Here is a 12341-nt window from a genome sequence, read left to right on the forward strand (position 1 = left end):
GATGATAAAAAGCCATTCTACCACCGTCATTCTGAACAGCGAGGTACGAACGTGATTCAGAATCTGTTTTCAGAATACTGAGGATTTTTAGGGAAACTCTGAGTAAAAGAGTGTGCCTCAACAAGATTCCTGATCTCGCCTCGGCTCGTCGGAATGACGTGGTTTGGGTATATTGAAAAGGGACAGTGTTGGTAGCCATCCCCTTATCACACTCTCTCGCTATATCTCATTCCAAACGCCAGACAAACAAAAAGGCCCTCAAATGAGGACCTTTAGTATATCAATGTTCAAAATAGACGAGTCGAGTTCTAGGAGAACACACGGAGTTTGCGCGAGCAAATGAGTATGTTCGACACCGAAGTCGACTCATTCTATGAAGAACAGTTAGGCATAAACCGGTAGACGCTTACAAATTTCTAGCACTTTCTGTTTTGTCGCTTCGATAACTTCTTCGTTGCCGATGTTATCTAGAACGTCACACATCCAGTTTGCTAGCTCTTTTGCATCTTCTTCAGTGAAGCCACGGCGAGTGATCGCTGGCGTACCTACACGAATACCAGACGTTACGAATGGGCTGCGTGGGTCATTTGGTACTGAGTTCTTGTTTACAGTGATGTTTGCTGCACCTAGTGCCGCGTCTGCGTCTTTACCAGTGATATCTTTGTCGATTAGGTCAACAAGGAACAAGTGGTTTTCTGTACCGTTAGATACGATTTTGTAGCCACGCTCTTGGAACTGACCAACCATTGCTTTTGCGTTTTTCACTACGCGAGCTTGATAAGCTTTGAACTCTGGCTCCATCGCTTCTTTGAACGCTACTGCTTTACCAGCGATAACGTGCATTAGAGGGCCACCTTGACCACCAGGGAACACTGCTGAGTTCAATTTCTTGTACATATCTTCGCCAGCATTTGACAAGATAAGACCACCGCGAGGACCTGCTAGTGTTTTGTGCGTCGTTGTTGTTACCACGTGAGCATGCGGTACTGGTGTTGGGTATTCACCGGCAGCGATAAGACCAGCTACGTGCGCCATATCAACAAATAAGTAAGCACCTGCTTTGTCAGCGATTTCACGCATGCGTTTCCAATCAACGATTTGCGAGTAAGCAGAGAAACCACCGATGATCATCTTAGGTTTGTGTTCAAGTGCTAGCTGTTCCATCTCGTCGTAGTTGATTTGACCAGCTTCATCGATACCGTAAGGGATAACGTTGTAGTGCTTACCAGAGAAGTTTACTGGTGAACCGTGAGTTAGGTGACCACCGTGCGCTAGGCTCATGCCTAAAACTGTATCGCCAGGGTTAAGAAGCGCCATGTAAACTGCGCTGTTTGCTTGAGAACCTGAGTGAGGCTGTACGTTAGCGTACTCACAACCAAATAGTTGGCATGCACGCTCAATTGCTAGTGCTTCAGCTTTATCTACGTACTCACAACCGCCGTAGTAACGCTTACCTGGGTAGCCTTCAGCGTATTTGTTCGTTAGCTGAGAACCTTGCGCTTCCATTACACGTGGGCTTGTGTAGTTTTCAGAAGCGATAAGTTCAATGTGTTCTTCCTGGCGAAGAGTTTCTTCCTGGATAGCTGCGAACAGTTCCGCATCGTAATCTGCGATGTTCATATCACGCTTAAGCATCTGTATCTCCTGACTCAGATTAGTACTGAAAGTTGCAAAAAAACTGTTGAATGACCCGACGCAAACGTTTTCGTCACCCTAATGGCGCGCATTCTACATAATTTGATTTAGGTCATAAAGAGAAATTTACAATTTTTCTCATGCAGTTTTTTCATGATGACAAGCAATGTTTATCATGCCAGCATTGCAATCGCATAACGACAATCTATTGCCTGTCAAATTTGTGCTTTACACCCTGTAAAACAGCAATTACATAGGTTTACCGTAAATTTTACCCTCTAGCTACCGAAAAGATCATCTTTTTACTACTATGCACGCCTTATTTATCACTAATGACTGCAACATTGATGGAAAAACACTCATTAAAAGAAGACTGGATAGCGATTCTCACGGGTACCTTTTTAGTAGCTCAAGGCGTTTTCTTTCTCCAATCCGCGAACCTTCTAACGGGAGGCACGACTGGATTGGCTCTGCTTATTAGCCAATTTACACCTTTTACCTTTGGTGTGCTGTACTTTTTAGCAAACAGTCCTTTTTACTTACTAGCATGGAAACGCTTCGGCCGTCATTTCGCCATTAATAGTGCCATTTCTGGCGCGTTGGTTTCTATCTTTGCCGATCATCTTTATTTGCTAATCTCGCTCGAATCGGTAAATGAAGTTTATTGCGCCGTCGCAGGCGGGCTTTTAATGGGGCTCGGTATGCTGATCCTATTCAGACATCGCTCCAGCTTAGGTGGCTTTAACGTGCTGTGTTTGTTTATCCAAGACAAATTTGGCATTTCAGTTGGCAAAAGCCAAATGGCAATCGATGCATGTATCCTGTTTGCTTCATTCTTCTTTGTCACACCAGAAGTGATTGGCCTTTCAATTTTGGGGGCGTTTGCACTCAATGTCGTGTTAGCGATGAACCACAAACCGCACCGCTATTCCGTGACCTACGGTTCATAAATTTTTGATAATGATTGAAGCGCGATTTATAAGATTTCGCGCTCCAATCGCTATATAATACTTCGCGATTTCCAAATAGATCGGTACGGTATGCGCGACTTTCTGCAACAAGCTAAACAGACTCACAGTTGTATTGCGATTGGAGAGCTGATCTATAACCCGAAGACACAGAGCCTTCATCAAGATGCTATCGCGATTGATCTTGAACCTCGCACCGTTGAATTATTAGAACTGCTGTTAACAAGCGTTGGCCACCCACTCTCTGCTGACACCATTATTGAAACCATTTGGCAGAGCAAGTTCATCTCTAAGAATGTGCTCACGAACCGCATTAGCACCTTACGTGCACTGCTACAGCAGTACTTACCCGAATACGATGCCGCTAAGCTTTTAGTCACTTACCCCCGCAAAGGCTACTTTCTTAACCCTGCCAATATTCGTTTAGTGCCACCAGCGAAAAACCATCGGCGCGTTATCTCAACCCAGGTGGCGAGTAATAAGAACTTCAAGCTGATTTTCGCTTACAGCTTATGTGCCATACTTGCGGTATGTAGCATGACGCTCGCAAGCTTGTTATGGCAACGCCAAGAAATCTCAACACAACAAACGCGTCATCAACTACTGATTCCCAAAGTCGAGCTACTACTCAACCGTGTCGATTCAATCGGCTCTCAGGCGCGAAAATACCGCATACTGGTCAAAGCCATCTTGCTGCAACAACAGGTCGAATATCCATACACCGACATCGCCAACCAAGATGCTCCCAGTTACTTTCTTGATCCTATCGGTCATACGCCATATTTCCCTGGCGCACGAAACATGCAGACCAGCGACTACGAGCTCAATATCGAGTTAAAAGACGGCACAAAACAGGGCATCTTGAAAGCGCAGATGAACCTTATTTATCCTGCGACGGGCAAGTTGGCGTTTCGCAATGAGTACACACTGCGTTTATCTGACTTACAATCGGATATTTTCCAAATGCATTCGGATGTCGCGCAATACTTCAATCTGCCTGCACCTTCGGCAAGTTCGTGGCAGCTTTCGAATATTCACAAAAAAATGTTATTCGAGAATGCCTTTTCTAGCCAACCTCTCAGACAATCTGATGAGTTTGCGGCTATAACAACGGCAAGACATCTCGCCTTATACGAGCACGAACATCAAAAGCTGGAAGCGTATTTAACTCAAGTACAATCGTCGTTTGATGTTTTGCCAGATGAGCTGAGCCTCTGGTTAGGTCTATTGCATTTCAAATTAGGTAACTTAGACAGGGCAAAAGCTCTGTTAACGACACCAGATGGCGACTCACGTATCCAAAACGCACTGATTTATACCTTTGTGTCTCACATTGCTTATAAGCAGAACAAACTTGAACAGTTCCGTCTCAACTACATGGAATCACTGGTGGCGCTGCTGCGCGTTTTACCTTCCGAAACCTTGTTTGAGCGTCTTTCTCAATCTGAATCAAAAGAGACTTGCCTCCAACCGTGGAAAACGTTGCATGTTAGTGTGACCGATCAAGAAATCATAAGCCGATGGAAAGCGCTCATTAACGAGTATTGCACTAACGTAGCCAACGAAATAACCCCAAATAAAACAAAGACCTAAATATAAAATTAAGCTTTCATTAACCCCTGTTATCTTTTGTTTTTTGCCCTTTTTCTCTCACTGAACTTAGCATGCTCGCATTCAAGCAACGGCCCAACATGAAGCGGCCTTATCAATCAGGAATGTAAACCATGCTAAACAAAATGACGCTTATCGCAGCAGCAACTCTGGCTCTTTACGGCTGTGGCGGAGGTTCGTCTTCTGGCAGTGCGAATCCAAACAAAGTGCCTCAAGAAAGTTTCGACGTCTCGATTCACAACTCAATCTTCGCTCCCACGCCAAGCACACAGCTAAACTACGCATTTAGCTTGGATGGCCAACCAGAAGGCGACATGAAACTGAGCTTCCAAGCGATGGATCGCGAGCAAATATTGGCAGCATTGGCACAAATCCCAAACAGCGAGGCAATGGTCCAGTTGGTTAATGACTTGGTGAACTACGGCGCCGAACAGTTCTACTATTCAGACGAGCAGTACAACGACGACGAAGAGAGCAATACGCTTTACTTTGTAGGATCAGATGGTGCACTCCATGAAATCACTGACGCTTATTTCATTGGTCATCAGTTTATTGCCATGCTTATGCACAGCAGTCCGATTTTCCGCCTAAACGGTGACGACGTAAAAGAGAAAAGCCCGAATATTGACATCGGTGAAGAAACTATGTCTCTGCAAACCACTCTTACAGGCTACGCAGTTCACAACCTTCTAGACCGTTTTGAAGATCATGAGTGGGTACAAAACCTTCCTATGACAGCATCTTGCCAAGTGGTTTGGCAACAGCAAATCCGAGAGACTGGTGTGCGTAAAGCGTTCTCGATCTCAGGCAAGAAAATTGAAGCGGCATACCTGATGGAAGAGAACATCTACAACCTAAACTGTGATGATATGGACTCAATGGAGTTCGCCACTTCGGCAGAACGTTGGTTTAATCCGAGCTTAGGTCTGATTGAACAAATTGAACTGCTGAAAGTACAACAAGTACAAATCAACGAAGAGAAAGTGCAGCTAACAGCGATTGAAACAAAATAAGCTCGCATTTTTTAGAGATATCTCAATAAAAGAAGGCTTTGGGGAGCACACCAAAGCCTTCATCTCGAACATCAATCTTAGGGGTGATGACACCCGAGTTTATTCTTCTATCAATAAAATACGAGTTTCGTAAGGTCGTAACACTTGATGGTTTGACGCGACTGCGCTCGCTGAGTTTTGATAGTTAGATAGCAAGTTTTTCGCCTTACTCATATCAAAACGTTCTGGCAGAACGCATTCCACCTCTTCAGCGTAGTAGTTATTGATACACAGCAGCGTTTGCTTATCGTTCTGACGAGCGTAAGCGAAAATACGTTTGTGCTCTGGCAGTAAATCTTCATAACGGCCATCGGTGATGACTGGAACCTGTTTACGCAGTTCAATCAGACGCTTGTAAAAGTAGAACACCGAGTTCAAATCGGCAACCGCAGCTTCAGCATTGATTTCAGAGTAATTCTGCGCCACTTCAAGCCACGGCGTGCCCTCAGTAAAGCCCGCGTGTTTTGCACTGTTCCATTGCATTGGTGTACGTGAATTATCACGCGACTTCTGCGCCAAGATCGCCATCATATCGTCATGAGATACACCATCACGGTTGACCATGATGTCGTACATGTTAGTACTTTCAACATCACGATATTGGCTGATTTCGGTATAACCCGGGTTGGTCATGCCGATCTCTTCCCCCTGGTAAACATAAGGTGTGCCTTGCATCATGTGCACTGATGCCGCAAGCATCTTGGCAGATTCAACACGGTATTGCTCGTCGTTACCTAATCGGCTCACAACGCGTGGCTGGTCGTGGTTACACCAGAACAGCGCCCCCCACCCTTTGCCATTTAAGCCCGTTTGCCAATGATTGAAGATCTGTTTTAACTGAATGAAATCAAACGGCGCTTTGGTCCATTTTTCACCATTTGGATAATCGACTTTCAGATGATGAAAGTTGAACACCATGGATAGCTCTTTGCCGTCCAGCGAAGAATATTGCTGGCAGTGCTCTAGCGTGGTGGAAGACATTTCACCCACCGTCACGCTGCCGTATTTTTGAAACACAGATTCGCTAATCTCTTGAAGGTATTCGTGCACACGTGGACCATCCGTGTAGAAACGACGACCATCACCAATATCGTCACTTGGAAAATCTTGCTGCTTGGAAATCAGGTTGATAACGTCGAGACGGAAACCATCCACTCCTTTTTCTGCCCAGAAGCTGATGACTTCTTTCACTTCTTCACGCACTACTGGGTTTTCCCAGTTTAAGTCCGCTTGCTCTTTAGCAAAAAGGTGCAAATAGTACTGGCCTGTTTTTTCATCCAGCGCCCAAGCGTTGCCACCAAACTTTGATTGCCAGTTGTTTGGTTCAGCACCATCTACCGGATCTTTCCAGATGTAGTAATCACGGTATGGGCTGTTTTTATCACCCAGTGCGGATTGGAACCACTTGTGTTCTGTCGACGTGTGGTTCACTACAATGTCCATGATGATACGAATGCCCAACTGATGCGCTTCTGCTAGCAAAGTATCGAAATCTTCCATAGTGCCGAACTGTGGATTGATCGAGTAGTAATCGGAGATGTCATAACCGTTGTCGATCATTGGCGATTGGTAAACCGGCGTCAGCCAAATCGCATCCACACCAAGATGCTTAAGATAATCCAGCTTAGAAATGATCCCTTTGATGTCGCCCGTGCCTTTACTGCCACTGTCACAAAAGCTTTTTGGGTAAATTTGATAGATGGTTGCGGTTTTCCACCAGCTCTCATCATGCTTGGTCATAGCCATTTCTAACACTCACTTACCAGTAATCGGAAACTTAAAATTTGAAAAGAAAAATAGGAGGAGGCAGCCAAGTCACTGCCTCAAATAGAATTACGCGTTTGCAGGCTCAAGCTCACCTTTGGCTTGTGCACGCTTATAAAGAATTAACGTTAATGCAGCAGGTACCAGCATTGCGACTAACATAGCCAAAGCAAAAATGCCCCAGAACTGCGGTTGGATAGACAAGATGCCCGGCAAACCGCCCACACCGATACCGTTCGCCATTACGCCCGCACTACCACAAATAGCAGCAGCACACGCACTACCGATCATCGCGCTCAACATTGGGAACTTGTATTTCAAGTTGATGCCGTACATCGCCGGTTCAGTCACGCCAAGGTAAGCAGAGATAGCCGCAGGCACTGAGATATCACGCTCGCCGTGTTTTTTACTGATGATAATGATGCCGACGACCGCAGACGCTTGAGCAATATTTGAAAGCGCAATCAGAGGCCAAATTGGCGTGCCGCCTAGCTCTTGCATTAATTGAAGGTCAACCGCGTTGGTGGTGTGGTGAATACCAGTAATGACCAATGGCGCGTATAGGAAGCCGAAGATGGTTGAGCCAATCATTGCGAAGTCACCCGTCATGGCTGCTTTTGCTGCGAATGCCACGCCGTCACCCAACATACGACCGAATGGACCAATGATAGAGTGCGCAAGAATCACAGACACAATGATTGAGACAAACGGCACGACCACTAGGTAAAGGTAAGACGGAATGATGCGTTTTAAGTTGGTTTCAATAAACGCCAGAGCCATACCAGCAAGCATTGCTGGAATCACTTGCGCCTGATAGCCCACTTTCTCGATGGCAAATAAGCCAAAGTCCCACACTTCGGGTACTTGCTTACCAATCAGGTAGGCGTTCATCAACTGTGGCGAAACCAATGTTACACCAAGCGTGATACCCAGAATCGGAGTACCGCCGAGCTTTTTCACTGTCGACCAACACACGCCAACCGGTAGGAAGAAGAAGATCGCCTCACCAATCAGCCATAAGAAAGAGTGTACCGTTGCCCAAAACTGGCTGATTTCCGTTAGCGTTTGACCATCAAACATTTTGATGTCGCCAATCACGTTACGGAAGCCAAGGATCAGACCACCGGTAATGATCGCAGGTAGCAGTGGTACAAAGATTTCTGCAAGGTGGGAAATACCACGCTCAACGATATTCATGTTTTGACGAGCAGCGTTCTTCGCTTCGTCTTTGCTGGCTTCACTTTTACCCGTCAGTCCGATCAGTACCTTGTAAACTTCATCCACTTCAGTACCGATAACCACTTGGAACTGGCCTGCGTTGGTAAAACAGCCCTTCACCATCGGTAATGCTTCTAACTGTTTCGTATCTGCTTTGTCCGTATCATTTAGAACAAAACGCAAGCGAGTTAAACAGTGACTTACACTGGCAATATTGTCCGGCCCCCCGACCAGCTCAATAAGACGCTCCACGTCTTTACGCGCAATCTTACTCATAACTTTGTCCACCCTGTATTGGATACATTCGATTCATCATTTTGTTTTTATAAATGGGAACATTCCCATTTCTTAATTTTAATATTGCCATTCGAAGACAAAAAACAAAATGGGAACAGTCCCATTAATTGAGAATGATCACAGTATAATTTTAGAGCAGATCGTTTTAGTGTGGATTAACAAACGATAGGCTGTTGAGTAAAGTGAACCACTTCCTCATCGCCATTTAATTGATTGATCAGCATGTTAGCGGACTTCTCACCTGCAAGGGTATAACCTGGGTCGACACTAAATACTTTAGGGAAAAGGAAAGAGAGCAATTCATTACCACCAACACCTGTCACAACCACGTCTTCACGTCCTAACTCTTGAAGACGCTTAATCACGCCCAACGCGATAGTGTCACTGGCGCACACGATGGCCTGAGTATCAGATTGAAGGACTTTGTCTACCAACTGATAAGCACTTTCATGGCTCAACTTACCCGTTTGGAAACAAGGTGCAATTTGCTTGCGTTGACACCAAGCTTTATAAGCATTTAGACGAGCTAAGCCAGTGGTTTTGTCTTCAGGATCAACACCAATATAAGCAATGCGAGATAAAGATTGCTGCTCAAGGTGAGACAAAGCCATGTCTATCACACCTTGGTTATCGTAGTTGATCGAAGAAACCATTTGCGTGTCCATCGCGATCACGACGATACGATTACCCCACTCCGCCAATGCTCGCTCATCACATCCAGTAAAACCAAACACGATCACCCCATCGACGTTGCGACGTTTAAGCACATCCAAATGCTCATTGGTTTTATCGCGATCGAATTGGCTCTCCATGATCACCGCATCATAACCAGCGGAATACAAAGCATTGAGCATTGTACCAACGGCGCGATTTTCTGATGGTGAGTCTAAACGGGAGATGATAACCCCAATGACTTTTTGGCTGCCGCCACGCATTGATTGCGCAGATTTGGACGGCACATAACCAGATTCACGAATGATTTGCTCAACCTTCTCTCGCGTTTGGGGTTTCACTTTTGGATCATTAGTAAGCACACGGCTTACTGTTGATTTGCCCACGCCTGCCAATTTTGCGATATCAAGAATGGTGAGTTTTTTGCTCATAAGTGTTCAGACTAAAAGAAGGAATCAAACAAAAGGGAAGCAGTGGCTTCCCTTATCTCAGTCAGTAATGAAGATTACTTGTTTAAGTACGCAGGCACATCTGCAATGCTATCTAATACTACCGTTGCAATGGCTTCGCCCTGTTCCGTTACTGGCTTACCAGTGCGAACCAAAATCTTAGTGCCAACGCCTGCCGCTTCTGCTGCCATCATGTCTTCAGCTTTATCGCCGATCATCACAGATTTCTCCATGTCGATCTTCAAGAAGTCACGCGCAGAAATGAACATGCCTGGTTTTGGCTTACGGCACTCACAATCTTGCTTGTACTCGCCAATGCCATGTTCTGGATGATGTGGACAGTAATAGATACCATCGAACTCAACACCATTATCAGCAAAGTTCCAATCCATCCATTGAGTCAGAGACAAGAAACGGTCTTCACTGAATTTACCGCGTGCGATGCCCGATTGATTCGTCACTAACACTAGAAGGTAGCCTTTATCTTTTAGCGCTTTCGTCGCTTCAAATACACCATCAATGTACTCAAAATCATGTTCGTCATGAACGTAGCCGTGGTCAACGTTTATCACGCCATCACGATCGATAAAAACAGCAGGTTTTGCCAAAACGTATTTCTCTATTAACTCGGTTTAATCAGATTATTACATACCTTATAAACTTCAACACTATCTAATTCATTCTTGGCCTCGACAAAACGGTTGATTTGTTGGGCAAGAATCGGTAAATCTGAGGGTGCCCTGCCGTCTACCTCCTGCTTGTTATCTATACATCTTCGTTTCAAAACAGAACATCCATACATTTAGACGTCTAGACGTAAAAATATCTATTGACTTCATTCTGCTTAACCCATAGCATCAACTGAAAATTGAGATAAAGCTCAACATTAAGTTCTGTCAAAGGCCGTTTTTGACAGCGAAGTTCCCCGTATCTTTGGGCAGGTTGAAACATGATAGAAATAAAAAACGTCAATAAAGTGTTCTACCAAGGCAGTAAGGAAATCCTTGCCCTGAAAGACATTAACCTACACATCGACAAAGGCACCATCTTTGGTGTTATCGGTTCATCAGGTGCTGGTAAAAGTACGCTGATCCGCTGTGTCAACATGCTAGAAGCACCGACCTCTGGTTCCATCATCGTTGATGGTGTGGATCTAACCAAACTCAGTAAAAAACAACTAGTCGAAACACGCCGTAACATTGGCATGATCTTCCAGCACTTTAACCTGCTTTCGTCTCGTACTGTGTTTGATAATGTGGCATTACCCCTAGAACTGGCAGATAAAGACAAATCGCAAATCACAACAAAAGTAACTGAGTTGCTAAAGCTTGTAGGCTTAGCCGACAAACACGAGAGCTACCCATCTAACTTAAGTGGCGGACAAAAACAGCGTGTGGCAATTGCTCGTGCATTGGCATCCGATCCTAGCGTGCTGCTTTGTGATGAGGCCACTAGCGCACTAGATCCAGCAACAACTCAATCTATCCTTGAGTTATTGAAAGAGATCAACCGCAAACTCAACATCACGATTTTACTTATCACTCACGAAATGGAAGTCGTAAAAAGCATCTGTCACGAAGTAGCAATCATCGGTGGTGGTGAGCTGGTGGAAAAAGGCACCGTTGGCGATATTTTTGCGCACCCTAAGACAGAGCTAGCGCACCAATTCATTCGCTCAACGCTGGATCTTTCCATTCCTGAAGATTACCAAGCACGTCTGCAAGCAGAGCGTGTTGATGGCAGCTACCCGTTGGTTCGCTTAGAGTTTACTGGCGCAACCGTCGATGCACCGTTAATGTCGCAAATTTCTCGTAAATACAATATTGATGTGAGTATTTTGAGTTCCGACCTTGATTACGCTGGTGGCGTGAAATTCGGCATGATGGTCGCAGAGCTATTTGGTAACGAAGAAGATGACAACGCAGCTCTTGAATACCTGCGTAAGCACAACGTAAAAGTAGAGGTACTTGGTTATGTCCTTTAATACGATTTCTGAATGGCTGAGTTTAAACAGCAAACTACTTTTAGGTGCAACGTGGGAAACGCTTTACATGGTTGCGGTTGCCGGATTAGTCGGCTTTGCTGTGGGTATTCCATTAGGCGTAATCCTCCATATTACTAAGAAAGGCGGCCTACTTGAAAACACCAAACTAAATAGCGGCTTAGGCGCTATCGTTAACATTGGTCGTTCTGTGCCATTCCTCGTACTGATGGTTGCGATTATTCCAGTGACAAAAATGCTGGTTGGAACCTTTATCGGTACAACCGCAGCAATCGTCCCACTGACTATTGGCGCCATTCCTTTTGTCGCTCGTCTTATTGAAGGTGCTTTATTAGAAGTACCGACAGGCTTGGTGGAAGCAGCGCAGTCAATGGGGGCGACTCCAACACAGATCATCACAAAAGTTCTACTACCTGAAGCAATGCCGACTATTGTTAACTCAGTAACGATTACCTTGGTCACTCTCGTTAGCTACTCAGCTATGGCGGGTACGGTAGGCGGCGGCGGCCTAGGTGACGTAGCCATCCGTTACGGTTTCCACCGCTACGATGTAACTATCATGGCCGTGACTGTCGTGATGTTGATTGTTCTAGTACAGATTATTCAGTCTATCGGCGACGCAGTGGTGCGCCGTGTAGACCACAGATAAGCATCAAAAATACAAATTATAAGG

At 45.2% G+C, this 12341-nt stretch carries 10 protein-coding genes; 5 read left to right on the forward strand and 5 right to left on the reverse strand.

Translation table 11 applies throughout. From position 1 onward, the window contains the following. Positions 1 to 384: 384 nt before the first annotated feature. The gene (glyA, locus tag R7Q48_RS11690; RefSeq protein ID WP_005381985.1) at positions 385 to 1635 is read right to left on the reverse strand and encodes a serine hydroxymethyltransferase; all 1251 of its coding nucleotides are present in this window, start codon (positions 1633 to 1635) and stop codon (positions 385 to 387) included. 347 nt (positions 1636 to 1982) lie between these two features. Between glyA and R7Q48_RS11695 the strand changes: the two genes are divergently transcribed. From R7Q48_RS11695 to R7Q48_RS11705, 3 genes are all read left to right on the forward strand, one after another. Further along, a complete protein-coding gene (locus tag R7Q48_RS11695; RefSeq protein WP_031780204.1) occupies positions 1983 to 2585 on the forward strand; it encodes a YitT family protein in 603 nt (200 codons plus the stop codon). Between the two features lie 90 nt (positions 2586 to 2675). Continuing rightward, entirely contained in the window at positions 2676 to 4196 is a 1521-nt protein-coding gene (locus R7Q48_RS11700) for a transcriptional regulator (RefSeq protein ID WP_256903239.1), read from the forward strand. A 131-nt stretch (positions 4197 to 4327) separates the two neighbouring features. Next, entirely contained in the window at positions 4328 to 5227 is a 900-nt protein-coding gene (locus R7Q48_RS11705) for a hypothetical protein (RefSeq protein ID WP_017635673.1), read from the forward strand. A 99-nt stretch (positions 5228 to 5326) separates the two neighbouring features. Here R7Q48_RS11705 and treC read toward each other — a convergent pair whose 3' ends face one another. The 4 genes from treC to gmhB form a co-directional block, all read right to left on the reverse strand. Continuing rightward, entirely contained in the window at positions 5327 to 7012 is a 1686-nt protein-coding gene (gene treC, locus R7Q48_RS11710; RefSeq protein WP_033905856.1) for an alpha,alpha-phosphotrehalase, read from the reverse strand. Between the two features lie 87 nt (positions 7013 to 7099). Next, entirely contained in the window at positions 7100 to 8524 is a 1425-nt protein-coding gene (gene treB, locus R7Q48_RS11715) for a PTS trehalose transporter subunit IIBC (protein WP_005381959.1), read from the reverse strand. 176 nt (positions 8525 to 8700) lie between these two features. Further along, complete coding sequence (gene treR / locus R7Q48_RS11720; protein ID WP_005381960.1) at positions 8701 to 9648, reverse strand: trehalose operon repressor TreR; 948 nt, start codon at positions 9646 to 9648, stop codon at positions 8701 to 8703. Positions 9649 to 9722: 74 nt separating this feature from the next. Next, complete coding sequence (gene gmhB / locus R7Q48_RS11725; RefSeq protein ID WP_005381961.1) at positions 9723 to 10274, reverse strand: D-glycero-beta-D-manno-heptose 1,7-bisphosphate 7-phosphatase; 552 nt, start codon at positions 10272 to 10274, stop codon at positions 9723 to 9725. Positions 10275 to 10615: 341 nt separating this feature from the next. Between gmhB and metN the strand changes: the two genes are divergently transcribed. Together metN and R7Q48_RS11735 are read left to right on the forward strand one after the other, a co-directional pair. Then, positions 10616 to 11650: a methionine ABC transporter ATP-binding protein MetN gene (gene metN, locus R7Q48_RS11730; protein ID WP_256903238.1), complete on the forward strand. Its 1035-nt coding sequence runs from the start codon at positions 10616 to 10618 to the stop codon at positions 11648 to 11650. After that, entirely contained in the window at positions 11640 to 12317 is a 678-nt protein-coding gene (locus R7Q48_RS11735; protein WP_005383604.1) for a methionine ABC transporter permease, read from the forward strand. The genes metN and R7Q48_RS11735 overlap by 11 nt, the downstream gene beginning before the upstream one ends. Positions 12318 to 12341: the final 24 nt, after the last annotated feature.

The organism is Vibrio sp. 378, assembly GCF_033339435.1.

Coding starts and splice junctions, on each gene's coding strand:
- glyA (WP_005381985.1), bottom strand. CDS start 1,635: ATGCTTAAGCGTGATATGAACATCGCAGATTACGATGCGGAACTGTTC.
- R7Q48_RS11695 (WP_031780204.1), top strand. CDS start 1,983: ATGGAAAAACACTCATTAAAAGAAGACTGGATAGCGATTCTCACGGGT.
- R7Q48_RS11700 (WP_256903239.1), top strand. CDS start 2,676: ATGCGCGACTTTCTGCAACAAGCTAAACAGACTCACAGTTGTATTGCG.
- R7Q48_RS11705 (WP_017635673.1), top strand. CDS start 4,328: ATGCTAAACAAAATGACGCTTATCGCAGCAGCAACTCTGGCTCTTTAC.
- treC (WP_033905856.1), bottom strand. CDS start 7,012: ATGGCTATGACCAAGCATGATGAGAGCTGGTGGAAAACCGCAACCATC.
- treB (WP_005381959.1), bottom strand. CDS start 8,524: ATGAGTAAGATTGCGCGTAAAGACGTGGAGCGTCTTATTGAGCTGGTC.
- treR (WP_005381960.1), bottom strand. CDS start 9,648: ATGAGCAAAAAACTCACCATTCTTGATATCGCAAAATTGGCAGGCGTG.
- metN (WP_256903238.1), top strand. CDS start 10,616: ATGATAGAAATAAAAAACGTCAATAAAGTGTTCTACCAAGGCAGTAAG.
- R7Q48_RS11735 (WP_005383604.1), top strand. CDS start 11,640: ATGTCCTTTAATACGATTTCTGAATGGCTGAGTTTAAACAGCAAACTA.